Here is a 26,145-nt window from a genome sequence, read left to right as displayed (position 1 = left end):
GTATGTTCTTACTTCAGCTCAACCATATTGTGTGCACGCGCAGGATAATCGGTAATGATCCCGTCGATTTCGAATTTAAGCACCTCTTTTAAATTTCGCTCGCTATTAACTGTCCACACCCATACCTCACGGCCTTTTTTATGCGCACGCTCCACGAGCTGCTCTGTCAACATAATCTGTTCAATGGTATAGAAATCAACATCAAGAAGCGAAAGATCACCAAGTGCAAAATATAAAATTTGGCCAATTTTAATTTCAGGGTTCAGTGACCGAATATGCTGAAGCGTAGACCGATCAAATGATTGAATATAACAGTCCTGCACCATATCGAATTGTTCAATTAATGCAACAACATGCTCAGCCAATTGTTCGCCTGAACCGTATGGCTTAAGATCAATGATCAGCTTCGACTTCCCCAGCACTTCTCCAAGCACCTCGGATAACATGGGGATTCGCACAATTTCATCGGGTTCACCGCCAGCTTTGGCAATGTTCAGCCTCGCAATTTCGTCATAATCCAACTCGCTCACCCGCTTCGGCACACCCGCCATACGCTGTAAATTATAATCATGGTTCAGTACAACTACGCCGTCCTTTGTCATCTGTACATCAATTTCAACGGCATCAATGCTTTGCGACACTGAGCTGCGAATCGCCTCCAGCGAGTTTTCCGGTGCAACGAGCGTATCGCCGCGATGAGCAGACAAGAGCACGCTCCATTTTACATAAACCAATTGATCATTAGCAGCATAGCTGACAAACAGCGCAAGCGCTAAATAAGCAGCCAATATAGAGCTGTAGAGCACTCGTTTCCTCGTTCTGCCTTTTAGAAAAGTCATAAGACGCTGCTCAAGCGGGCCAACCCAGCCATTTTTGAATAAACGGAGCTGATCTCGCGGCATTACGCCTCGTGTACGTTTAAAGTGATAGAAGAGCCTTGTCAAAAAGATAATATTAATCGGCACGAGCAGCAATGTGAACATATAAGTTAGCACCGTTGTCAGCGTTAATGAATAATGATTTGATACCGCTTTAAGCACATTGATGTCCAGCCACGCTGGCAAATATGCAACAGACGAGATGACGACAAAACCAAGCGCGAATACGAACACATTTAGCAAAAACAGATTAACAAAGATCGATAACCGCTTTCCCTTCGTCAATAAGAGACTGCTTCTAATTGCTACTCGAATGGATTTGTCTTCGATCATAATGAAATGCAAAACAAAAATCCATCTCAAGATGGTGTACACGCCCGCCAAAAGCAACAAGCCGTATAAAGAAAGCATCATCATAGACGAGCTCAAGACGCGGCTGTTAAAAAATATCGGGACGTTAAATTGTGCAAAAAGGGAAGTTGACAGCGGCGATTCAATAAACGGCACAAGAAACAATAGGAAAAACAACAGCTGAATCAAGCCGAATCCAAATAGTTTAGGCGTCTGTCTCAGCGTCGTCAGCACGGCATCAGAGATCAATACCTGTTTGCCAAAATAATGCTGCTGAGAAATCGTAATGACCACGCCAAACTCGATAAAAAGCACAAGTACAGCTACTAAACAAATCGCGATTAATCCAGCAACGCCCGTGTAGCTCAGACCAATTTTGTAAACATCGCCATTCAATACAGAGCCCGATCCAAGTACACGAAGCATACGGTTAAAAATAAAGGAAATAATCGGAATGATGATAAAGCTCGTTAGGAGCATAAATAAATATTCAAACAACAAATGTTGCTTATACGTTTCACGAAAGTCACGGATACTTCTACCAAGCCGCTTGAGCATGAACATTCATCCTATTCATTGTATGGTAATCAATAAAGCAAGAAATGGAATTGCTAAGCAACTTCATTTCCTTATTATAGCTATTTACCTACCCCCGCGTCGAATCGGAAAAATACAATAAAAAATCCGTTCTCTTCAATTGAAGAAAACGGATGCTCATTTTTATAAAAGCTAACGTTTGCCAGCCTATTGTTTCTTAATCGAATTATTTTTCAAAATATCGTTTTTCTTTTGAACCAGCTTAGCTGTGTATAAGGTGTTGTTTTCAATGAGATAGGCTGGTGCTCCTGTTCCCGCATATAACGTGGTGATGCCGATCGCAGCTAAATTGGTTGTAATCGTATTCCCTCTAATTACGGCCTTCAGAACGTCATGCGGATTATTCCGTTTCCAATAATCGTTGATGCGCACAATCTCTGTTTTATCGGAGGTTAGTTTTTCCGCTGTAATCGTATTATTCTCCAGCAGCAGGTTTTTCGCCGATTGTACACTAATGGCTTGAGAGTTGCCTAATAGCTCGAATGTCGAATTTTTGATCGTCAAATCAAGCTTCGGATGTTCAGCAATCACTAATGTGCTAAGCGCTGGCGGTGATTGAAAGGTACAGCCATCGAACACATATTTGCCGGCTTGTGAAATCGCAATCGATCCAAATTTACCCGTTCCCGCGGCTCCGATAAATTCGCAGTTGTTATATGTGGCAGGAGGCAGCGTTAACCCGGAATCGGTATTAAAGCCGGTTACCTTTAAGTTATCGATGATCGAGCCCTCGGTTATACCGCCCGTTACAACCCTAAGCTTGCCCTCGCCGTTAATCGTTATGTTTTTCAATCGAATCGGTTTTCCCCAAAGCGATAGACCAGAATCACTCTTTTTGTTGTTATTCATAACGATGTTCGATGCACTCACTCCAAAAGCATCCTTCGCACTAATTAAAAACATAGAGTCCGTAAAGGTCATTCCATCTATTTTGATATTAGGACCCGYAAACGACGTATAGGAATCATTCATCTTGTTATCGATAAATGTGGCATCATGAGCCGCGGCAATGCGCGAGCCGTCAAAGTGATTGCCTTTAATCATAGCCCCTTTAAACGGATCGGAGATGGCTAGCCCAATCGCACCTTTTGATGCCAAATGATTGTCTTCTACGATTGCGTCTTTTCCATCATAAAGAATGACATCGTACGAAGCATTATCGTGAAATTTATTGCTTTTGATCGTAATATTGCTGTTGCGATGTCCGTTCTCTCCAAAACCGCCTTCTACATCCATTCCCGACTGCGGCATTGTCCCCTTGATATGATGAAGAACGTTGTTCTCAATAAGTACTTGATCAGCACCGCCGACCGTAATCCCTTGCCTACGGTTATAAGCAAATTCAGAATTTTTCACAACCACGTTTTTCGTTACACTTTTGTTCCAAAATTCAACATAGGCGCCTTTTTTGGTCGCTTGTTCAAATACAAGATGGAACTGCGTCGCTCCTTCAGGTATGTCGATGAGCTCGCGCACCTTCACATTTGCCAGCTTCTTAATAAAAGCTCCGTTCGCTTTATAGAAGAAGATATCAAATTTATACGGCAGCTTAATCGCATTCGACAGTTCAAATTGCTTCTCCGTTTTAAAAATCGTGTTTGTAAAATTAAGCGGCTGCTTCGTTCGAAGCTTTTTGGCATTCGCGACATTTTTTCCTTTATCATCGAATGCGCCTAATACAAAATGATCTTCATACAAATCCTTTACCATCGTGCCATAACCGCCTAGTATGAGACCATCGCCTGTAAAATTAATCGATTTCACACCGTCAATGGTAATATCATAAGCTCCTTGTGTAAAAATGCCATAACCAGCTTCATGTGTGCCTGAGCTGTGCTTATTGTCTTTTTTAGAATAGTTATGTGTTTCCCTGTCACCTGCATAGGTCCCGCCTCTCAGCGTGACGTTATGAACGCCATATCCCAAATACATGAGTTGATACGACTCTTTATCATTTGTTTCCTTCTGGAGCACCGCATCCATCGGGAGATCAAACACCATATTGCTGACCATATTAATCCGGTTAGCTTTATCGATTAAATAGGTACCCGGCGGCAGTGACGTCGTCGTTTTCCCATTTTTAACCGCCCATTGCAGTGCATTGTTAATGCCCTTTGTTGTCTCAATAGGATGTGTGCCATCGTTATAAATGCCAAACTTAGAAAGTTCAATTAGATAATAGTCTTTGGAATCCGACGCTTCTGCCGAAGCCTGATTAGGTATTAGCAATAGCTGTAATCCGAGCATTAGTGACATGACTAGCTTTAATATATTCACTTTAAGCCTCCTATTTGCGGTTCAAATCATCTGATTGCAAGAAATAAGTGCTCCTCCTTTCAACCTCTTAAATATACCACTACCAATATTCTTTATAAAGAACAAAATCCTGAATTTGGTTCGTTTAGTGAAAAAAGGGGCTTCCTTCCTATGTAGTAAGATGCAAAAAAAGAAGCGAAACAAAAGAGCAGCTTGCTCTTTCATTTCGCTTCTTCTGAATTTAGGCTGCCGGCAATTCCAGCAGTTTATCTGCTACTACGGCTGCCATTTCTCTCGTAACGACCGCTTTTGGATTAAAGCTGCCGTTCGAGCCCTGCATCAAGCCATTCACATATACGGCATTGACGTATGCTTTTGCACTTTCATGAATGCTGCTCTCGTCTTTGAAAGGAAGTGAATCTGTGCTGCCCTTAAGCTTGAAAGCTTTGGCAATCATGATCGCCATTTCTTGTCTTGTTACCGCTTGGTTCGGTTTGAACGAGTCTATTGTAATCCCTTGAATGATGCCCAGTTCCTTGGCACGCATAATGGTTCCGTAATACCATGCGCCAGGCTGAATATCCTTGAACACTTTTGCTGCTTCATTAGCAGGGGCTTCCTCCAATAGATTGATGAGCAAGGTTGCGAATTCAGCTCTTGTCATCTGCTTCTTCGGATCAAAGCGAAGCTCCGAACCGCTTACCCCTACCATAACTTTGGCTTCGAACACGCTATAAACAGCATCATAGGCCCATACGGAAATGAGGTTATTGTCTACAAATTGCGGCTTGCTGCCCGTCAATTCTGTATCCGCCGAAATGTTGAACAACGCCGGCTTTTGCTTGCTATAGCGGTTGTACGCGGCTAACGCCATCAACGCTTGCTCCGTTGCCATCTCATTTGATGGCTGACCGAGTGCATGTGCAAAACTACCATCCGCAAGCTGGAACCTTAATAAGCTCGTTAGGAGATTCCCGTTCTTTTTCATAAAGCTGGATTCCATTGGACTAATTCCTACAGCTGCCAAAGCAATAATAGCTTGAGCTACACTCTCACTGTTGTCGTCTCCAAACGCGTTAAAGCCGCCATTTACTTGCTGTTCAGAAGACAGCCATTTTACAGCTTTGTCGATTGCACTTTTCACTTTTACTTGTTCTTGGTAAGGAGCGAGTGCGCTAATCGCCATGGCGGTTATATCTAAATTATCCTCGGATTTCTCCGATAGTGGGAATGCTCCACTAGTATTTTGCTGGCTGAGCAGCCAGTCTATTAACTTCGCACGTGTCCATAAGGCACTTGCTGGCACCTCATAATTGCCGCTATCCAAAGCAATCAATGCAAAAATCACGCCATTTGTGCCTTGATTCGTCATTCTCGAATGATTGTAGATGCTTTGAATGAGATTGTAGCCAGCGAAGGAGGCTGCATCTTCACCTGCCGCTCTAATCGCAATAGCCATTCTTTCAAGGTCAGTTACTTTGCGGAATTCACCTTTGTTCTCTTTTAAATAAGAAGTCAGCCCGCTCAAATAGCTTGCTGGCACCGCATGACCAGAACGATATAAGGCAATCGCTTCCCAATCGCTAATGGTACCGCTGCTTAAGATTTGTTTCGCAGCTGATGTCATTTCATTCTCTACCGCCATCGTTTCTGCCGCTGCCGCGCGCTGCATAGGCAGCAGAGCCGTACTGACGCAAGAAAGCATTAATGCGTATATAACCAACAATAATAACGATTTAAGTGATACGGATTTTTTGTTCATCCTGAATCCACACTCTCCTTTCAAGAAAATAGCTGTCCCGCAGCTATTGCAATAGCCTACGAGACAGCTTAGTAAATTATGATTTCAATTCATGAAGTCGGATGATCGTAACAGCTGCCATCTCACGTGTAACAAGAGCTTGTGGATTAAACTTGCCGTTATCTCCTGTCATCAGACCTTTTTGGTACGCTACATTTACATAAGGAACAGCCCACGCTGCAACAGCGTCACGGTCCTTAATTGCTGCTTGTGGCGCATTCTCATCAGCAAGACCTTTAAGTCTAACTAAAACGGCAGCCATTTCTTGTCTTGTAATCGGTTGGTTCGGTGCAAAAGAAGTTTCAGTTACACCTGACATCAATCCTTTTTCTTTGGCTGCTTTAACATAACCATAATACCATGCCCCACTGTTAACATCCTTAAAGCCGGAATCCTCCATAATAGGGTCAGCTCCGGAGTACTTAACCATTAGCGCTGCAAATTCAGCACGTGTCAAATTACGTTTAGGCTCGAATGTTGCATTGCTCGTACTTGTTCCTTGCATGAAGCCTAGTGCAGTTGCTTTGTTTACTGCTTCCAAAGCCCAGCTTGCAATTTTTGATTCATCTGAGTATTTCGTCGCATTAGGCTGCTCTGGCTTATCGCCACCGCCTACTCCGCCTATTCCACCTGATTCACCTGGCTCTGTTGGAGCGCCAAGATCTTTACCTAGATCCTTCGTATACTGCCAGCGCAGCACGTCTCCATTTTTCAAAGTATAGGAACCCGCACTAATTTTAGGGAAAACGCCGTTAACGGAGTACATCCAGCCGCTTTCCTTGCCTTTATCGAATTCAGCAAGACCGCCAATCGATTTTACATAAGTGCTTGAGCCTGAACCAGAGTAATCAATTGCTATACTTTTATCTTCAAGTGCACGTTTCAGTGCAGTAAAAGCAGTATCTCCATCTTGTATAGTTACCGTAATTGGTGCAACGAAATCGCCTTCGTTTATCGAACGTTTCTCAACGGACAGTGTAACCTTCTGAACAATTGGAGCAGTACCGCCATCGCTACCGCCAGGATTGGTTACAGCAGCAGTTTTGTAAGCAAGAAATTGTGTAAAATGTTTCGTTTGAATAACTAAATCGTTATTTTTTTTGTAAGCATAAACCTCATCCGTACGAACGGATGAATCTGCGTATTTCTTAATTGGCGTGAATACACCTGCTTGATCAATGAAACCAGCTTCCTTGTCGCCTTGACCCTTCAGCGTGATGGATACATGCTGATTAAATTGAATTTTTGCAGAACCGCCAACTTGAATGCGAACGGCTATGGATTCCACTTTCTTGCTGTCAGCTGATAGTACGGTATCCAGCTTGGAAGCCAGACCACTTTCATCGATGCTTAGATTTTTTGGGAGAGCTAGTGCTTTATCCCATGTCGTTGTTGTCACCACTGTAGCAGCTGGAATTTCAAGTACTGTAGTACCGCGTGTCGCTGTTACTTTTGGCAATGCTGTTGTTTCAAATGTAAGGGTTACATTGTTTGTTACTTGACCACCGCTTGCTGCGCCAACTACAACCTCTTTCTCGTTCTTGTTGATGGCAAAGCTTTGATCCGTTGTATCCCCAACAACACGTGGTACGGCAATTGAGATTAGATCTTCACTATCTTGTCCGCCAACAAAAGCAGCCCCAAGTGCTTTAATCGTAATCGCGCCGCCAGTTGCAGTTCCAGTTAACGAAATCGTTATTTTATTTCCATCTCGCGTAAAGGTATTAACTTGAAGACCTGTATTTCCTGGATCAATTGACCAGTTTTTAATGTCCGTTGCTTGATTAGTGAACTCATCGCCTACAAGTTTTACTTCAATCGATGGATCTACAGCACCATTGGCAATCTTCGAACCCGAAGAAATAGCCGGCCATCTGCTGTAATAGAAACGAACCTCATCGTTTTCTTTAAGCTCGTATTCACCTGCTCCAACCATTGGAGCAATGCCATTCACTTCATACATCCAGCCATCATAACCGCCAAATGTACCCGCTGCTTCTCCGTTTATGGCAGAAACATACTGTCCGTAGCTGCTGTCATCAATTTTATAGCTAATTTTAGGATCTGCTTGATTGAGTGCTTGTTTTAGCACTTCCAATGCAGTGACTGGCTTAACCGTGTTTTTCACCGTCACTGCTTGTTTGCTATAAATCGAACTGGAACGGCCATCTACCTGCAGCTTAGCGGTTACAGGAACCCGCAGCGTAATTGTAGTGCTGTCTTTTTTACCAACTAAAGCTGCTCCCAGTGCTTGGATGGTAACTGCTTTTTCTGTAGCTTTGCCTGACAATTGAATTTTAATCTTTTGATCGCTTTCTTTCACGATCGACTCAATCGTCAGTCCCGATACGTCAGAGTTAATTTTCCAATTGTTCTTCACTAGCGCGTTGCTGTTGAACTCATCTCCAACAAGCTTTACATCAACTGATGGATTAGTTGCGCCATTTACAAGCGTTGTTCCAGTTGTAATATCTGCATAACGGCTATAGAAGAAACGAACCTCGTCGTTAGCTTTAAGCTTGTAAGAGCCTGCACCTACGTTCGGAGCTATACCGTTGACTGTATACACCCAGCCATCCCAGCCGCCAAAGGTGCCCGCATTTTGTCCTGCAACCCCTTTAATATAAGGGCCATAACTGCTGTCTACAATATTGTAGGAAATTGCTGGTGAGGCATTATCCAAAGCAGTCTTAAACGCATCCAACACTGTTGGCCTTTTAATTTGAGTGAAGTTTACCGGTTGCTTGCCATAAACAGAACCCGTAACGCCATCAACACTCATATTAACAGAAATAGGTTGTTTAATTTCCTCTAATCGATGCCATACCGTTTTCTGATATTTAATATCAAGCAGGGCAATTAGCGCCTGCTCAGTCGCCATTCCATTAGATCCGCCGCTAAGAAGGTATTTAAATGATCCATCCTGAAGCTGGAATAAAGAGAAAGAATCAAGTACCGTTTTACCATTCGCTGTCCAGACATCAGACAAAATATCCTCGCCAATAGCCGTTATTCCGGTCACTACAGTGGATAGACTATTCGAGTTATTGTCGCTAAACATAATATGTTCTTGGTTTAGCTTTATCGTTTGTAAATAACTTTTCACTCTTTCAATTGCCGCTTGAACAGCGCTGTCATCCTGATAATTTCCAAGTGCTAACAGGCCCATCCCTGACATATCTGGATCAGACTTCGTTCCGAAGTAAGCAAAGCCGCCATCAGCCAGTTGCTTGCTTAGTAAAAAATCTACTGCTTTTTTCTTAGCAGCTGCATCCCATTTTCCAACGTTGCTGCCTAGCTTTTCGCCAGTATCAAGGGCAAGCATTGCCCACATATGTTTGTTTGTTGAACCAATTGCTCCTGTGGCTGCATCTTGCTGCGATGCCAGCTCGGCATACAGATTACGATCTGTTTCCCACGCATGAGCAGGATCTTCGCCCATAGCAAGCAGTCCGAATATGTAACGGATATGCTCAGTTCCTCCATTATCCGGTTTTAGTACCGGATTTGTAGGCTCCTGTTTCTCCCAGCTTGGAAGCTGCCAGTCGCCGTCGTTCAAATTTACGCCAGCGCCCCAAAGCGCTACAATTTCCACCCACGATGTCAAAGGCTTTTTCTTGTTTTTATAATACTCAACCGTCTTATCAATCATCTCATTCAATGAAGCATTCGCAGAATGATCTGCTGCTTTACCTACTTGTGGTGCAAATAAAGTAAACACCAATACAAAACTTAAAATTGCAGGTAAACTCTTTTTCATAAATCTTTTTAAATTAAGCAATGTTTTCTCTCCCTTTAATCATTTTTGGCAACAAAAAAACATCTTTCCGTTTGTGGAAAGATGTTTGGATAAACACGTGCGCATGGAAGCATAGGAATCCACCTATTGCAAAAGCACGAATAAACATCTCCCTCCCATCCTCGTGAGAAATATAGAGCGCTCCTATGGCAGGTCTCCTGGCTTCGCTTCATTGCTTAGACGATCTCCTTCCCGTCATGATATGACAGTGGACAACATGATCGTCTGCTCCGCGATACAGTGGCGGGACCGCGTCGGATTTTGACCGAACTTCCCTATTAAGCTGCTTGTGAATGATAGATTCACGGCAGCACCATATTAGCTATTCTATGAAATTGTAAGTGCTTGTTTTGTGAATTGTATCAAATTTGAAAGGATTAGACAAAGGTTCTGACCGTTTTTTTTCAACTTGTACAATTCTCTATTCAATTTATTGTGACTATGACTCGTATTTCATCATAAATCTACTTCAGTTACAAATTACTCAATTTTGAATCTCTTAATCGAGCGCTGAAGCTCCTCCGAAAGCTCATTTACAGATGAAGCAAGCTGCTGCGTTTCAGCTGCGAGCTGATTTTGCCGCTCAGTGTCTGCTGCCGATTGCGCAGCATGAGTTGAAGTATCCTTGGCGACTTGCGCCATCGATTCAACGGAAGCGCTCACTTCCTCGCTGCCTGCTGCCATCTCCTCCGTTGAAGCAGATACGTCTTCAATTTGTGAGGCTACAAGTCGGGATTCCTTCCATATCGTGTCAAAAGATACCTTCAGCTCCTGAACGATGAGTAATCCTTGTTCCATTTCTTGCTCTCCTGCAGTGACCGCGCCAACAGCATCGGCAGTCAAGGCTAGCACCTCATTAATCGTTTCTTCGATATGGCCCGCATGAGCCGAAGCCTGTTCAGCCAGCTTTCTCACTTCACTTGATACTACTGCAAATCCACGGCCATACTCTCCTGCATGTGCCGCTTCTATAGCAGCGTTTAGAGCGAGTAAATTCGTCTGATTTGCAATAGCAGCAATCGTGCCTGCCATCTCTTGGATTTCGGATGAGCGCTCATTAAGCTGCCCGATCACTCTTGATATTGAAGCCGTTGCCGCGCCAAGCCGCTCCATTTGACCAACCGCATGATCCGATTTTTCATGGCCCAGCTCCGCTGCTTGCAGCATATCGTTCGACGCTTCCGACATTTGGCTCGAGGAATGAGCAATCCTTCCTACGCTCGTCGCCATTTCCTCCATAGACCTTGCTGCCTCAACTGCCCCGTCCGCTTGATTTTCCGCGCCAACTGCCATCTCATTCACAGAGGAAGCAAGCTGTGAGGAGAGCTCTCGGCTTTGCTGCGAGCCTACACCCAATCGACCTGCAAAATCCGATACGGATGCGGCATTGTTCCGAATCGTCCGCATTAAGCCTTGCATATGGGCAATGAAATGATTGATTTCTTCGCCTAAGCGAGCAATTTCATCATTTCCTTTATTTTCTATACGATAGGTAAGATCCGCTTCGCTAGAATTAAGATTAATTGCTGCATGAACAATATTACGAAGCTTACGTCCTACCATAAATTGTGATAGCAGAAACAAAACAACCAAAACAACAGCCATCAGGCCGCCAAATTGCATGACAACCATCGTTCTTTCTGAAGCAATGAGCGCATCTGCCTTTTCTTTTGACAATGCAACACGTACGCCCCCCCAATGTTTGCCATCGATAATTAAGGGATAGGAAATATCCCACGTTTCTACCGTTTTCCCGTCTATGAGTCTATTATATTTTTGCAGGAGGACATCATCCGTCTTCGTGTTCGTAGCGGCATTGTAGCCTGTTTTGTCGTTAAAAATCCGATTGGCCCGGTAGTTTTGACTAAGAAGTCCCTCGTCTCCCCAAGTATCTTTTGATTCTTCTCCCATAGGGCTGTAAATGCTATTATGTGTTGGGATATAGCCCGCAAAATTCGGATTTTCTGAATAAGCGCCTGCAATAGCAAAAATAACATTTTCCTCGGTCAGAAAACTATCCATTATGCCTTGCCAGCGGTAATCCGTATAGCGGTCATAGGCACTATCATATTTCAGTTCATATTGAGATAGCGGAATAGACTCTCCATTGTACAAAACCGATTCTTTTCCCGCATAGGATGAGTCTTTTAGCCTTTTTTCAGCCACTTTCTCACTTTCAGGATTTACAGTCAATGTATCGTTGAAAAAGTCCTCTTTAAGCTTGTTTCCGTCCCATTTCGTTCCATCCTCCAGCACAACACCTGTTTTAAAATCTTGCTCCGTAACATTCTCAAGTGTTCGAGCTAGCGATAAAACCATCGTGCGACCCTTGTCCAGAAGCTGCTGCTCGACAGCTATACGAGTAGATTTCCATTCATACATGAGAATCACACTAACGATTATGACTAATGCGGCGGCCATGACTAGCATAAATTTATTCGTCAACGAGCGTAATCCCATCTTCATTTTTGATAACCCCCACTGTTAATTTATCTATATTAAACCAGTTTAACTAAAATGTTATGTAAATTAAACCAATTAGATTGAAACTTCTTAAATAATACATATTTATATTGAAATTATTAATTATTTTATATGACTAAGTTTATGAATTACTAAACTTAGGCTATCCACATACCTTATTAATACAAAAAAATCACCCTATTGCCGCAAACTAAGCGACATAGGGTGATTTCGAGATTAGCCTACTAAAGGTAGACTCCGATTATTTCAATGATTCACGAACCTCTAGCGTCCGCTTATTCCATTTTTCCGTTTCTGGAATCAGTTTATTAATATCTGCTCCATCAAAAATAATTTCATTCAAAATATTGTTCCAGTTGTATTCAGACCAAGCAGGAACGGTTACGCCCGGCTGTATTTTTGCATTTTCCTTTGCAATTTTAACAGCTTCCTTGTTTTTGCCTTCCCACATTGGCGTTTCATCATAATAAGCGGTCAATTCAGGATCGATGACCGAAGCATTTGCTCCTTGGTCAATCTTCCATTTTTGCGCTTCTTTGGAGAATTGGAAGCTGATCCATAGGAAAGCTTCTTCTTTATGCTTGGAACCGCTGAGCAGTGAAAGCGGACCATAAATACTATAACCTGGTTGGCTTACTTTTCCTCTTGGGAAAGGCAAAACATCCCATTCAAATTTTGCATCCTTTTTGAGGCCTGGAAGCACCCAGTCTCCGCCGATCGCAAAGCCCGTTTTACCGTTAATAAATTCTCTCGATACATCGCCTTGTTCCTTAGCTTTCGCATTGCTCTGCATGGAGCCGTCTTTCCACACAAAATCTGAAAGCCATCTAACATCGTTCATTACATCTGGCGTATTGAGCAAGCTTTGTGTCAAATCTTCATTTAAGTAATGAATGTTTGCAGCATGTCCGTCAGCAATTGCTTTTGTGCTAAGAACGCGCATTTGAAATTCTGGCTGTGTCGTTAAGCCATATTCCCCTGCTTCTGGATCGGTAATTTTTTTGGCTACATCGCGGAAATCATCGTAAGTCCAATCATTTGCTGGCATTTCAACACCATGCTTAGCAAGCAAATCTTTATTGACGAGTATCCACATCGGTACGTCAACGAATGGCACAGCCAATTTTTTGTCTTTATACGTCATCGTATCAAAAAATCCTTGAGGCAGCTGAATATCTTGGAATGTCATATCCTTCTCGATATAAGGAGTCAAATCCTCAACCAAGCCAGCTTGGTCAAACGAGATCAAATCACTGTCGATCCAAGTTAAATCGGCTGGCGTTCCTGCCGCTTCCAAAGTAGCGATGATCTCCATAATTGGTTTGCCGTTTACAGGAACCTGTTCAATTGTGATCCAAGGATATTTTTCGTTAAACATTTTGTATAATTCCGTGTAGGAATCGGACCATGAAATGAGTTTAATCGTAACAGGCTCATGCTTCTCCTCTGTAGCCGGTTTGGCTGCATCATCCGTAGGTGCATCTGTCGCTGTATTATTAGAAGGAGTATTAGTCGTTTTCTTTTCTCCATTGCCGGAGCAAGCTGAGAGAACGACTGAAAATAACAAGACCATACACAACATCCATGTCAAAGCGCTTTTGTTTTTCATTTTTTGGCCTCCTAAAGTTTTGTAGAGCAAAACTAGCTTCGTAAGCATAGGCTTAGTTTTGTGAAGCAAAACTGGCTTCGTAAGCTTAAGCTTTAAGTTTTGTAGAGCAAAACTAGCTTCGTAAGCATAGGCTTAGTTTTGTAGAGCAAAACTGGCTTCGTAAGCATAAGCTTAGTTTCGTAAGCCTTCCCCTCGTTTTTTGCGGTTTAGCATTCTTTATAACGTTGAAACCGTTCCAGCAGCTGTTTGCCGAAACATCACCCCCCCAAAGAGCTGCTGCGCCTTAGCACAGACAAAGAACTATTCAACAATTCCCGTTCTTTCAATGCCGCTAACGAACCAGCGCTGAAGGAACATAAATACGATGATCGGCGGTAAAATGATAAGGAAGGCTGCGGCCATTTTGGTGCTCTCCGTAATCGGATTAACGATGGTTCGCGTATTTCCGAGTAAGGACGGATTCAGCACATCCTCCAGCATATCTAGGCGGATCGACAGCGGCGTGAAGCCTTTGGTAAGAAACATCGATGGCTCATAATACATGTTCCAGTACCAAATAAATGAGAAAAGAAACACGACTAAGCATGCTGACCTTGCAAGGGGCAGCATAATTCCGAAAAACAGCCTCGCTGTAGAAGCTCCGTCCAGCTTCGCTGCTTCCTCCAAGCTTGGCGGCTGCGCTTTGAAAAACTGCCGGAAAATGAGAATAAATAATGCTCCCTTAAGGCCTTGCCCGAATATAGCCGGTATGAGAAACACAAAAATCGAATTCAACAAGCCGAGCTTGCTGAATATAACGTAAAGCGGAATGATGATAACCTGCGGCGGAATCAAGAAAGTCAATATGATTAGCGCCGTAAAAAGTCCCTTGAATGGCAGCTCCAGCCTAGCAAGCGCATAGCCGGTCATCGCACAAATAATGACCTGTACGAGCGAGCATGTCACCGATATGAGGGCAGTGTTTCTGAGCGCTTCCGGGTATTGCAGACCCTTCAGCGCTTTCGTCACATTTTCCCAAGTAATCTCGCGCGGAATCCACTTTACCGTCGGATCAAGGAGATCACTCATGTTCTTAAACATCGTGCTGACCATATAAAGAATCGGCTGTAAATAAAGGTAAGCGACAATCGAGAGCAGCAAATAAATGATGAGCTTCGCCAGCAATCCGTCAGACAAGCTTCGTCCGAGCACCAGCATTTTTGTTTTCTGGGCTTTGCGGCCCCATAGAACTCCCCTTACGCTGCGGCTAACCTTCTCGAACTCAGACTTCATCGCAGTAATCATGAATGTACCCTCCTTGTCTTGAGGCTCCGGTTAAACAGCCATAATACGAGGGCGATCAGCGCGAAGATGAGTCCAAAATAAATCCAAGCGAGCGCACTGGCGTAGCCGTAACCGGTATCGACCTTAAACATGTTGTCTTTGATATGCTTCAGCACAGGATTAAGCGGGAATGTGAACAGGTCGATAATCGTGTAGAGCACATTCAAGCTGATGAATGGCACACAAGCTGGCAGCGTTATTTTCCAGAAGCTGTCCCAAGGGGAGGCGCCATCGATCCGCACAGCCTCATAAATCGTTGGTGAAATCGTCTGGAAACCCGCAATAAAGATAAGAATCTGCACACCGGAATACCATAAAATTAGAATCGCTTTGCCCAAAACTGCCATTACGGTCTCTGCAAATTGCTTGCCAACATATTCCTCAACTATCGGAAGCAAATTGTACTGCTCCAGGAATGGAATATCTCCCGCTCCTTGCAAGAACAGCTCCGAGAGCACTTGCCCTGTTGCAAAAATAACTGGAAGAAAAAACAGCGCGCGGAAAATAAATCGTCCAGGAAATTTCTGATTCAGCATTAGTGAGATCAGCAGGGCAAAAATAACGATGATCGGAACCATCAGCAGCATTTCTTGGAAATAAGTGATAAGTTCAATTGGGAAAATGTTATCTTTCAAAAAAGCATCCCGAAAATTGCGCAATCCGACCCATTCATATTTAAATCCTCCGACCGCTACTTGCACCTTGTTAAAGGACATAAATAACGACCAGCTAATCGGGATAATGACGAACATCGCAAACCCAATAATCCATGGCAGCATGAACAGCAGTCCCATTCCGTAGCGCTTCCAGAGATGAAGGCGCGCTGCACGGACTCTAGCTTTTGCTTGCATTAGGCGCCCGCTCCCTTCTCTACGACGAAAGTCTTGCTGTTGTAATCGACGATCACCCGTGTGCCGTCCTCATAAACGGTAGCAAACCGATTTTCAGACAGCTTTTCGTGATTTTTAATCGTTTGGGAATACAAACCTGCCAGCGAATCAAAAGCCTCGTATTCCTTTAAAATGCGGTCTGTCCACTTCTCATATTGACTGCTGAATAAGAAACTCGCAGCCGTGTACTTGAGCTTCCGTGAATCCTCATGTGTGAGGAAGAAAGAAGGAACAGCTCCGTATTCAATCGCTTTTAAAAATTCAGTTTCTACATCATTACGAAGATTGCCATCTCCAAACGAATACGATACATAACCATGAAGCGCGATCGGATAAAAAGGAACCGTCTCGTCGACCATGAAATCATAGCTGGATTCATGCGGCAAATTAGCAATAAAATCGCTTTGGCCAACTGCGTAGTCATTCCCGCGATATACGCCAGCCGTGCCAAGCGTCTTCTGCGTGTATTCGAGTAAGCCATCGTAAACAGCAATTGTGTCCGAACGAGTTTCTATGCCTGTCGGATCATAGTCATGGAATACCATTTCACCCATCCAGTTGTACAAAATGCCGGATATGCCAATCTCCTTCAGCTTCTCAATCGTTTGATAGGCCATGGCAACGGTACGTGACGGCTTGCTGATAAACCATCCCTCATCAACAAATACCGTTTCATCAATGCCGCGAATACCGTTCGTTTTGCCAGATAAATCGGAATTGTCCGAATCGATCCAGACAAAATCATCCTCGAACATGACGTCAATGCCATGCTTTGTCATATTGGAAACAAAAGCCTTGGCAGCCGTCTCGCCGCCTAGCGACTCCTCAATTGGAAAACGGTCATAAAGGTCATAGTCGCCTTGATTTTGCCAGCCGTAATAAATGACCTTCAGATTAGCGACACCCTTCTCTAGCAGCCCATTTACGATATTCGTTGCCTGCGGAAAGGTCGTTGCCGTAATATATTTGATTTTGCTGAAGGCTTCCGTATAGTTGCCCCCCATAATTTTCAAATACAGAGGGGTGTGTTCAACAGGCTTTAACGGCTCGTTCAGCTTACCGGTTTCCGTCATATAATCTCGATAAGCCTTCGCCATTCCGACATAACCAGCGTCATCTCCATTAAGAAAGCGATATTCAACCTCTCTATCCGTATCCAATCGCTGTTTCTGTACCGCTTTAAGCGGTGCGGCAAGCCGGCTCATTCTGTACAAATATTCCTCACGGTAAATCTGATTGGAAAATACGTTATACATATTGGATTTAAGACCTGGCGGCATCGCAGCAATATTCGCCGAATCACCGCCCTCCGTTAGCACCGCCATAAAGGCATTGCTGCCTCGTTTCATACCGAACACCGGGTAAGCAATATTCTCACGTCTTTCACCTGAACGCGTCCAATTTCCGGTATTGGTTAGTTCAAGGCCGTATACCTGATGGATATATCCTCTAGACACGCCAGCCCGCTCTTTGTCAAATCGGATCAAGCCGCCTGGTCCATCTGGAACAAAAATATATCCATCCTCCTCTGAGGAAGCCGCGCCAAAGTAGGGAAGCAAGTCTACCGTAAAGACGGCATATTCTCCGTCCTCCTTAATTCCCTCTGTTGGAATACGTACCTTAAGCCCCTTTGACGTAAGCTCGTATTGGATCGTAAAGCCCAGCTGTTTTTCCGGGAAAACATAGGAGACCTGAAGTCCCTCTGCCGTTTTGATCAGCGTTGTTTGCAATTTCGGATCATTCGCGTTCAGCACTTCCCTGATCGTCTGATCCTTCCCTTGTGTCCTGACATAAGTGAGAACAAAGGGCGATTTCAAATTGGCAAGCAGCACACCTTTAACCGTTTCGCTGCTTAGCTGAGCTTCTGAAGGATTGCTGCTCCACCTGTAGCCAGTACGTTTATCAACCAAAGCAATTTGTGTGCTTGTGGGCTGAATATAAAGCGCGAAGTTCTCGCTCGCTAGTGCTTCTGCGAAACCATCAGCTCCCGCTTGCGGTTTCCAAGCCTCGCCTTCATAGAGAGGAGCCTTGCTCACTACTCTCTCCTTAATCCCTGTGTAGGCAAGAGCTTGTGCCGGCGAGAGCTCATCTCCTTGCAGGATAACAACCAAAATGATAATAAGTAACGCGCAAAATGCGATTGCTGCAAGCTTTACTCGAAGGGAAGTACGCTTGATGAACTCAACCATAGAAGGTCACCTCCTTGTAAAGCTGATAGAAGAAATCGTATAAATTGTAGGACAATCCGAAGACGAGAAAGGCAAACAGCCAAATCGTGCCAATGGTAAATATCGTGATGGCGATATTTTTGAGCGTCTCCACAAAATCGAAATTGTGAATGACCTGCGTCATAACGATCAGCATGACACCCATCCAGAGGAACATAACCGTGTTTAATGAGTCCACGATCACTCGCTCATCAAGCGTCACGATATTGGACAGCAGTAATGTTGGAATGGAAAAGAACAGATACGGTGCAAGCGCATAGGTGCTGCCTTGAATGACCTCTCTGAATTTCCCTTCCCCGTCTTTCACGCTGCATACGAGATAGTTCGCGATGATCCACGTTACCCAAGGAACTACGAATAAACCCAAACTTCCAAATAAATTGACCTGCGAGAGCTCCACGGGATGGAACAAAAACCCGGTGTAATAAATCGTTACGATCTTCACCGCTACAACCGAAACTAAAATAAAAATAATAATCCAAGGTGCAACTCTAGCTTCCTTCAGCTTGTAAAAACCATGATAAGGATGGAGCATGACGTACCAAAGGTTGCGCAAATCGCCAAGCGGGCGCTGCCATGATTCAGGCAAAGGGCGGCGCTGTAGCTGCTTTTTAAGTAGCATTCGGCTATACCTAAGCAAGAGAAACAAAGCTGCCAAGCCTAAAACGATCCATATGAAATGCTGCTGCAAAAACTCTAGTCTGATTTGCCAGAACGCTTTGGAATAACCCTTCGTATCAAACGCTGTTTTCAAGAAGGACAGCGCATCCTCGTTGTTATTCTCATGCAAATACACCTTGCCGAGTCCTTGAAAAGTACCGTTGTACATATCATTGCGGGCATAAACGCGATCCCAATAAGGCTTACTCTCTTCATATTTGCCTTCCAAATAGAGCCCTAACGCATTCATAACGTCGCTTCCGAATTCCGTGCGAACAAATTTGTGAATCGTACCTGTTCGGCTGTCAGAAATCCAGACGCCGAATTTGGAATCTACGCCAATGCTCGTCGGAAATCCAAGAACACCATATTGCTGTGTTGCGTTATCAATGAACCCGAAAGCAAACAATGCTTCGCCATTTTGATCATAAATATTAATGTTTGCCGATTCCATATCAATGTTGTATAAGAACCCTTTTGAATCGCTTGCAACATCAACGATGCCATGGCCGTTCACGAGCGTCTTATTCTTAAAGGCATCGACACCGCCCGCATTTAGCTTGCGAATAGCGCCCTGCCCAAATCCCGCTGCCGTTGCTGTAAAAATAAATCCATCTTTATCAATGGCAACATTGGAGATTGGACGGGGAAGGCTCGCCGTCTCCTTATCCAGCTGCTCCTTGTTGAGAACGAGCTTCTTCAGCCAGTTGAGTACCGTTTGCTGCGCTTTATTGGCACCAAAGAAACCCATGAATTCCCCTTTATCATTCATGCGCAGCAAGCCCTGATAGGAGGAATTCAAGCTGACATACATAACGCCACGCCGATCAACGACAAGCTTTACGGGAACAAAATGCTCCTGCTCCAGAAAAGTTGATGCGGGCTTCTTGTACTCACGGTCGAACGTACCGTCGGCACGAAAGACAGCAATGCGCTGATTGCCCGAATCGGCTACATAAACGACCCCTTCCGGCGTAACGAATAAGCCTTCTGGCGCACTGAGCATGCCGGCTCCCTCTTCTTCGCCAATCGTCTGCAGCAGCGCTCCGTCATTATCAAGCACAATAACTCGGTTTGCTCCTTTGTCAGCCACATAAACCTTATCGTCTGCGCCCACCTGCAGATCGATCGGCTCTACAAAGCGAATTCCCTTCGTTTCAGCTGGTGAATAAACCGGCTGTATGCGCAGCCAAGTCGATTGATTGCTGTCATAGTAGGCCGTTCGATAGGGAAGCTCCGCGTGTATCGCTTCTGGTGCGACAAGCATGGAGGTCGCCGCAAGAAGCAGGAATATTAGAAATCTCTTCATCGTCACGACTTCCTTTGCTGGTTTGAATTACTTAATTCCGGAATGGACCATCGTCTCAAGCACTCTTCGCTGGAAGAGCAAGAAGATAATTAGGTTCGGTACGAACATGAGCAAGCCGGCAGCGGCGGCCATGTTTTGTCCCGATACGCTGTTTTGCAGTCCGCTAAGCAGACTATTGACATAGAAGGCTAACGTTCTCATCGTTTCCTCTTGCATGAATAAGGTTGACGTTTCCACATCGCCCCACACGCCTTGGAATGTGAAGATGGATATGGTCGCAATGGCGGGAACGGAGAGCGGAAGCACCATTTTGGTAAAAATACCGAAGTGGCTGGCCCCGTCGATCTTGGCTGCTTCCAGCAGTTCTCCCGGAATTTGCGAAATAAAGCCTACCAGCATGAATACGGCGATCGGAGAAGCTAATGCCGGCAAAATATGTCCGAAATACGTATTGTTGATGCCGATTCCGCTGATGATCAAGTACCTCGGAATCCCAACGGTCTCAGGTGCGAACATCAACGATAAAGTAATAAGAGACAAGATCAGCTGCTTGAAATGAAACTGGTATTTCGCAAGCACATAACCTGCCATAGTGCTGACGATGATGACCGTAAACAATGTAAGTCCCGCTACAATTAAACTGTTGAACAAATAACGGGTAAACGGAACCGTTGCGTTTGATGCATGCAATATAAGCGATTCAAAATTTCGCAGCGTTGGGTTTTGCACCAAAAATCGCGGTGGGAAAAGAAAGAGCTCATTTTGCGGCTTGAAGGCATGGTTCAAAATAAACACGATCGGCAGCGACATGAATGCGGCCAGCGCGGTAAAAACAGTGACAAGGATGATCTGAAACGGCGTCACTCTGCGAAGTTTTCGAATCATGGTTTTACAGCTCCTCCTTTGATCCGAACAGCCGATAAGCAAATCTCATTGCAAAATAACTGATGATCAGCAGCATGACTGAGACCGAAGATGCATAACCGAGCTCGAAACGGATAAAAGCGTAATCGTCAATATGATTAATAATCAAATGCCCTGAATAGGAAGGAGTAATCGCCATCCCCGTCAACTGGGTGGATATGCCTCCCGCCTTCAGCGTTCCTACGATCGACATGACCGCGCTGAACAGCATTTGCGGCTTCATCGACGGAATTGTAATGTAGAAAACCTCCTGCAGGCGGCTGGAAATCCCGTCTATGCGGCCAGCCTCGTACAGCTCCCGATTTACTGTCTGAAGACCAGCCAGCATAGCGAGAAAACCAACGCTGAAGCTAACCCAGAGCGATACGATGATCATAATATTGAGCAAATATTTAGGGTCCTGAAGCCAAATCGTCGGACTGTCGATCCAGCCCATCTTAAGCAAAAAATTGTTAAAATAACCGACGCGGTCACCGCTGAACGTCGCAATCCAAACGACGGATAAAGCGACGCCGCCAGCCATAGACGGTGCATAAAACGCAAGCGTGTAGTAATCACGAATGCGAATCGGCAGCTGATGAATGAGCCAAGCGAACAGGAAAGCTAAAATATAACCTCCCGGCCCTACGATTAACGCGAACAAAAACGTATTTGGAATCGCTTTAGTTAGAAAAATAATGTCCTGTGTGAACAAGCTGATGTAATTTCGTACACCGATAAAATGAAGCGATCCAAAGCCGTCATAGGACGTAAATCCAAGTGTCGCTGCCATAACAACCGGAATGACGATAAACATTAGGAAGCAAATGAGAAACGGCGCAAGAAACAGATAACAAAAAGCATCACGTCTCATTTCCCGCCAAAAGCGATTCCATTTCACACGCAAAGCGGATTTCTGCTTCGGCTTAGCAATGCTGGGAGAAAGCTGCGTATTCATTTCTGCGGTTCCTCCCATTCGTAAGGTTGTTTAATTTGCGGAATTTTCAAATCCTCATTAGCCGATATGCCAAAATCATTTTGTCTGCGATTCATTTCCCGCTGCAAGGAAAGCTGAGCAGCCTCAAGCGATTCCTGCGCAGGTATGCCTTCGAGAACCGTCCGATTCCACGCAAACTCCATCTCTCTGTTCAAGAAATAATAACCCGGTACATAAGGCATGTTTTTCGCCCAGCGCGCCTGCTCTTGAAGCGCCTTCAGGTCATCGCTCGGCCAAGTTAGCGACTTCATCGCATTGACATTCGCCGTATTCCATCTGAACTCAATGCCATAAAAGGACTCGACGTCTTTGGCGTATTGCGATTGCACCTCCTCCGAGGTCCACCACTCTAGAAACTTCCAAGCATCGTCTTTCCGTTCACTTTTCTTCATGATCATCGCGGCAGATATAGCCTGCGGCGACCATCTTGCTACCTCGCCGTTCTCTTGCTCGATGCCCGGCAGCGGTGCGATTTTCCAGTGTCCGGTTATTTCCGGAGCAGCAACGAGCAGCTGCACATAGGTGTTGAAATCGGCCACACCTATAGGAATATCTCCATCGCGGAAATGCTGGAAAAATGCTGGAATGTCAATCGGCAGATTGTATTTCTTGTAGAGCTCTGTCCAGCGCTTGAATGCCTGCTGGCCGGCATCGCTCGAGAGCGCCCCCTTCAAACCGTCTTGCGAATACACCTCTGCACCATTTTGGAAGAAAAGTGTAGTGAAATCGCTTTTCGGATAATTCATTGTCATTCCGTTTTCCTGAAGCGTTGGCAAAATATCGAACACTTCATCCCATGTATCCGGAACCTTCAGGTTCAAGCCTTCTAGAATGTCGGTTCTGTAGAACATCATCTGGAAGTTCTGCACCTCTGGCAGTCCATAAATTTTTCCGTCGTAGCTAAGCGAACGGCTGACTCCGGGAATAAATCGATCAAGCACATCCTTGAAGCCTGGAAAGTCGGACAGCTCCGCGGCCGCATCCCGCATTGCGAAGTCAGCTGGCGTAGACTCCCCAACGCCAAGCGCAATATCAGGCACGTCTCCTGCTGCATTTCCAAGTATGAGCATGTTCGGGTTAGTCATCAGATTGATATTGACTTCAATTCCCGTCCGTGGCGTGAAATCATTATCCACCATCTCACGCAGCAGCTCGACGTAATCCCGACCGCGCTGCACCCAAATGGTCAGTGCTTCCTTCTTGTTATGCTTGCGCGTGTCGTAGTCCAAATAGAAGGAGCGGCCAAAATCAGCAATCGAGTAAGGCACTCTTGAAAGCGTCGTCGGCACTTTCAGATCCGTAACCGTATTTGGCGTCCGTACGACGATATAATCCATAAGTAGAGGCTGCTGAGTCAGCGTTGCCATCCACGTTCCAATATTGTTCTGAATCGTCGAGAAATCATTGATTTTATTCGGTATGACGTTCACATCCACCAGCATCTTCTCGAGTATCGCTACGGAACCTTTGATCGCTTCAGATAAATCAGAATCCTTTTTATTGAGACCATTGATATAGTTCCGAATATTCGTTAACTGAGCGACAAATTCCGTCATCTTCTGCTCGACATCCGGATCAAGCTTCTTCATATTCCACGTTCGAGTTGAATCGATGTTGGCGTCAAAAGCCGATTTGCTATAGTTGCCTGTAAGCAATCGTATATGTCGGTCGAATATTGCAAGCTGATCCAGCGTCTCCTTCAAAGCCAGATAAACGGGCTGAACGAGTGAGGAGTCAGCGGTCATGCGCAGGACATGTGCGCCCTTTTCCAAATAAAAGAGGAAAGGTTTCCCTTCTGAATCTGCAAGCGTACCAATGTCGAATTCCTTCTTCGTCGGAATACCGTAATGAAGCAGCTCCTTAAAAGGTGTTTTTCCGTCAATCGAAATAGTGCGGTATGCCTCAAAGCCATTTCGATAGTTTTGAAATGTTTTCAGGTCGATTTCATACCAGCCGGACTCTGGCACAGAAAGCTCCCATTCCACCCACTCGCCCGGCAAGCGCCAGCGCTGACCGCCTAAGACGTTATAAGTAATTCGCCCTTTCGGGTCAGGTGAAATATAAGGCTCTGACCAAAAATCGGTCTGAATCGCGAGACTTGATTTTCGCTGAAACTGCTCCGCTTCGATCATGCTGAACCAGCTCTGCTTCTCCTCTTCCGGCGGATGCAAGTTTTTGTAATACTCGTAAGCTGGAATTTCTTCCTTTGGCTTGAATGCTATTTCTCGGAGCGCGACGGACTCTCTCACCCCAACCAACCGCAGCTTATGCTGGCCTTGTTCCAACCGGTAGAGTACTGGCTCGGATGAAGCAGAGAATATCGTTGCCGCTTTTGCGCTCCAACCGGCTAGCTCGGTTTGCGGAGGACGAATTTGCTGTCCGATCTCGTTGCGATCATATGGAAATTTGGAATCCTTCCAAAGTCGCTCCAGTTCAATGCGTTCCGACTCCGTAAACGGATATCGGCCATCAATTTGAACGCCGCGTACGACGGAGGCGTTGCCGCCTTCTAAAGGCTTGTAATCAAAATGAAGCTCATACCAGCCGCCCTTCGGCACGTCGAAGGTCCATTCCACCCAGCCCTTTTCGTTTTCCCAATAAAGCGCAGCTTCACCTTCCTCCTTATCAATCCTGACCGCCGATTCTTCAGCAGCAGCTTGATATGCGGTTGGTGAAATCAGAATGGACGGAAGACTCTCGTCGGTTTTGGCTGCCTCCGGATATTGGTACATCAGCTTCGCGTATGGCAGCTCCTCTGTTTTGCTCTTATAGGACAGCAGCTGCTCCGTGCTCACCGAGGTTGCATGAAGAACGGGTTCGCTGGCCGTAATCCAGCGGATGACTCCGAACACCAGCGCCAGTACCAGAATGAGACGAAGAGCGATGCCCAGCATCCTCATTCTCCTCATCTGTCTTCTCCTCCAGCTGCCAAAGATACGCCGGTTTCCTCATCAAAGAAATGAACCTTGCTCATGTTGAAACCAACGACAAGCTTCTCCTCTTTGTGATAAACGATCTCTGGCTCCGTTCTGCCAATGAGAGTTTTCTCTCCTACCTTCACGTACACGTACGAATCGGCTCCCGTTACTTCCGTCATCTCTACTACACATCGAAAGAAATCATCCTCCTCGGCGTTTGCTTCTTCCCGCTTCAGCCATACATGCTCTGGGCGAATGCCCATCACACAGTTGCGAAGCGATCCGCTTTTTACCGCAAAATGCGCATAATGACGTTCTGGAACGAGCAGCTTTATTCGCTTATTAACGAAATAATAAAGACCATCCTCCAAGACTAGGCTCCCCTCCATAAAATTCATTTGGGGCGAGCCGATAAATCCGGCGACAAACAAATTCGTCGGTTCATCATAAAGCTGGCGAGGCGGGGCAACCTGCTGAATAACGCCATCCTTCATAACGACAATCCGCGTTCCCATCGTCATCGCTTCGACTTGATCATGTGTCACATAGACCATCGTCCGCTTGAGGTCGCTCTGAAGCTTAATGATTTCCGCCCTTGTTTGAGCACGCAGCTTGGCATCGAGATTCGAAAGCGGTTCATCCATGAGGAACACTTGCGGCTCCCTTGCTATCGCTCGGCCAAGTGCGACACGCTGCTTCTGACCGCCTGACAGCTGGCTTGGCTTGCGCTCCAGCAGATGCGATATTTCCAAAATTTTCGCCACACGGTTGACCCTTAGCTCGATATCGTGCTTTGCCGTCTTGCGAAGCTTGAGTCCTAGCGCGATATTTTCGTAAACGGTTAGATTCGGGTATAGGGCGTAGTTTTGAAATACCATCGCAATATCTCTGTCCTTGGGCGAGACATAATTTACGAACTTCTCATCGATGTACAGATCTCCTTCGGTGATTTCCTCTAGGCCAGCCAGCATCCGGAGCGTTGTTGATTTGCCGCAGCCGGAAGGACCGACGAGCACCAGGAATTCCCCCTCCTCAATGGAAAGGTGGAAATCGTTGACCGCCGGACGCGACTCCCCTTTATAGTGCTTATATACATGGCTAAACGTAATGCTTCCCACCCTTGCTCACCTCTCATGACGTAT

General features: G+C 45.2%; 14 protein-coding genes and 1 riboswitch. All 14 genes read right to left on the bottom strand.

Annotated features, from left to right (window positions below; genetic code table 11):
- Positions 1-8 precede the first annotated feature (8 nt).
- The 14 genes from AB4Z50_RS04425 to AB4Z50_RS04360 all read right to left on the bottom strand — a co-directional run bounded on the left by AB4Z50_RS04425 (position 9) and on the right by AB4Z50_RS04360 (position 26,121).
- A complete protein-coding gene (locus AB4Z50_RS04425; RefSeq protein WP_441876160.1) occupies positions 9-1,787 on the bottom strand; it encodes a glycerophosphoryl diester phosphodiesterase membrane domain-containing protein in 1,779 nt (592 codons plus the stop codon).
- A 186-nt stretch (positions 1,788-1,973) separates the two neighbouring features.
- On the bottom strand, positions 1,974-4,103 hold the full coding sequence (locus tag AB4Z50_RS04420) for a right-handed parallel beta-helix repeat-containing protein (RefSeq protein WP_441876157.1): 2,130 nt from the start codon (positions 4,101-4,103) through the stop codon (positions 1,974-1,976).
- Between the two features lie 220 nt (positions 4,104-4,323).
- Complete coding sequence (locus tag AB4Z50_RS04415; protein WP_441876154.1) at positions 4,324-5,844, bottom strand: S-layer homology domain-containing protein; 1,521 nt, start codon at positions 5,842-5,844, stop codon at positions 4,324-4,326.
- 76 nt (positions 5,845-5,920) lie between these two features.
- Positions 5,921-9,643: a DUF4430 domain-containing protein gene (locus tag AB4Z50_RS04410; RefSeq protein WP_441876151.1), complete on the bottom strand. Its 3,723-nt coding sequence runs from the start codon at positions 9,641-9,643 to the stop codon at positions 5,921-5,923.
- Between the two features lie 170 nt (positions 9,644-9,813).
- Positions 9,814-10,015: riboswitch (cobalamin riboswitch) on the bottom strand.
- 147 nt (positions 10,016-10,162) lie between these two features.
- Positions 10,163-12,148, bottom strand: coding sequence for a methyl-accepting chemotaxis protein (locus AB4Z50_RS04405; RefSeq protein ID WP_441876148.1), 1,986 nt, complete (start codon positions 12,146-12,148; stop codon positions 10,163-10,165).
- A 259-nt stretch (positions 12,149-12,407) separates the two neighbouring features.
- Complete coding sequence (locus AB4Z50_RS04400) at positions 12,408-13,775, bottom strand: ABC transporter substrate-binding protein (protein ID WP_441876145.1); 1,368 nt, start codon at positions 13,773-13,775, stop codon at positions 12,408-12,410.
- A 300-nt stretch (positions 13,776-14,075) separates the two neighbouring features.
- Positions 14,076-15,059: a carbohydrate ABC transporter permease gene (locus AB4Z50_RS04395; protein WP_076269452.1), complete on the bottom strand. Its 984-nt coding sequence runs from the start codon at positions 15,057-15,059 to the stop codon at positions 14,076-14,078.
- Positions 15,056-15,949: a carbohydrate ABC transporter permease gene (locus AB4Z50_RS04390; RefSeq protein WP_076269451.1), complete on the bottom strand. Its 894-nt coding sequence runs from the start codon at positions 15,947-15,949 to the stop codon at positions 15,056-15,058. The genes AB4Z50_RS04395 and AB4Z50_RS04390 overlap by 4 nt, the downstream gene beginning before the upstream one ends.
- On the bottom strand, positions 15,949-18,177 hold the full coding sequence (locus AB4Z50_RS04385; RefSeq protein WP_441876140.1) for a DUF5696 domain-containing protein: 2,229 nt from the start codon (positions 18,175-18,177) through the stop codon (positions 15,949-15,951). The genes AB4Z50_RS04390 and AB4Z50_RS04385 overlap by 1 nt, the downstream gene beginning before the upstream one ends.
- Complete coding sequence (locus AB4Z50_RS04380; protein ID WP_441876137.1) at positions 18,170-20,185, bottom strand: YIP1 family protein; 2,016 nt, start codon at positions 20,183-20,185, stop codon at positions 18,170-18,172. The genes AB4Z50_RS04385 and AB4Z50_RS04380 overlap by 8 nt, the downstream gene beginning before the upstream one ends.
- Positions 20,186-20,212: 27 nt before the next feature.
- Positions 20,213-21,070: a carbohydrate ABC transporter permease gene (locus AB4Z50_RS04375; protein WP_054027383.1), complete on the bottom strand. Its 858-nt coding sequence runs from the start codon at positions 21,068-21,070 to the stop codon at positions 20,213-20,215.
- Positions 21,071-21,074: 4 nt separating this feature from the next.
- The gene (locus tag AB4Z50_RS04370; RefSeq protein WP_076269448.1) at positions 21,075-22,046 is read right to left on the bottom strand and encodes a carbohydrate ABC transporter permease; all 972 of its coding nucleotides are present in this window, start codon (positions 22,044-22,046) and stop codon (positions 21,075-21,077) included.
- Positions 22,043-24,994, bottom strand: a complete 2,952-nt coding sequence (locus AB4Z50_RS04365; RefSeq protein ID WP_441876133.1) for an extracellular solute-binding protein — start codon at positions 24,992-24,994, stop codon at positions 22,043-22,045. The genes AB4Z50_RS04370 and AB4Z50_RS04365 overlap by 4 nt, the downstream gene beginning before the upstream one ends.
- The gene (locus AB4Z50_RS04360; protein ID WP_441876130.1) at positions 24,991-26,121 is read right to left on the bottom strand and encodes an ABC transporter ATP-binding protein; all 1,131 of its coding nucleotides are present in this window, start codon (positions 26,119-26,121) and stop codon (positions 24,991-24,993) included. Before AB4Z50_RS04360 ends, AB4Z50_RS04365 begins: the two co-directional genes overlap by 4 nt.
- Positions 26,122-26,145 lie beyond the last annotated feature (24 nt).

This window comes from Paenibacillus sp. 2TAB26, assembly GCF_052115145.1.
Classification (GTDB): domain Bacteria; phylum Bacillota; class Bacilli; order Paenibacillales; family Paenibacillaceae; genus Pristimantibacillus.
The sequence above is the reverse complement of the archived record's forward strand: the minus strand, read 5'-3'. Positions and strand labels throughout refer to the sequence as shown.

Coding starts and splice junctions, on each gene's coding strand:
- AB4Z50_RS04425 (WP_441876160.1), bottom strand. CDS start 1,787: ATGCTCAAGCGGCTTGGTAGAAGTATCCGTGACTTTCGTGAAACGTAT.
- AB4Z50_RS04415 (WP_441876154.1), bottom strand. CDS start 5,844: ATGAACAAAAAATCCGTATCACTTAAATCGTTATTATTGTTGGTTATA.
- AB4Z50_RS04410 (WP_441876151.1), bottom strand. CDS start 9,643: ATGAAAAAGAGTTTACCTGCAATTTTAAGTTTTGTATTGGTGTTTACT.
- AB4Z50_RS04405 (WP_441876148.1), bottom strand. CDS start 12,148: ATGAAGATGGGATTACGCTCGTTGACGAATAAATTTATGCTAGTCATG.
- AB4Z50_RS04400 (WP_441876145.1), bottom strand. CDS start 13,775: ATGAAAAACAAAAGCGCTTTGACATGGATGTTGTGTATGGTCTTGTTA.
- AB4Z50_RS04395 (WP_076269452.1), bottom strand. CDS start 15,059: ATGATTACTGCGATGAAGTCTGAGTTCGAGAAGGTTAGCCGCAGCGTA.
- AB4Z50_RS04390 (WP_076269451.1), bottom strand. CDS start 15,949: ATGCAAGCAAAAGCTAGAGTCCGTGCAGCGCGCCTTCATCTCTGGAAG.
- AB4Z50_RS04385 (WP_441876140.1), bottom strand. CDS start 18,177: ATGGTTGAGTTCATCAAGCGTACTTCCCTTCGAGTAAAGCTTGCAGCA.
- AB4Z50_RS04380 (WP_441876137.1), bottom strand. CDS start 20,185: ATGAAGAGATTTCTAATATTCCTGCTTCTTGCGGCGACCTCCATGCTT.
- AB4Z50_RS04375 (WP_054027383.1), bottom strand. CDS start 21,070: ATGATTCGAAAACTTCGCAGAGTGACGCCGTTTCAGATCATCCTTGTC.
- AB4Z50_RS04370 (WP_076269448.1), bottom strand. CDS start 22,046: ATGAATACGCAGCTTTCTCCCAGCATTGCTAAGCCGAAGCAGAAATCC.
- AB4Z50_RS04365 (WP_441876133.1), bottom strand. CDS start 24,994: ATGAGGAGAATGAGGATGCTGGGCATCGCTCTTCGTCTCATTCTGGTA.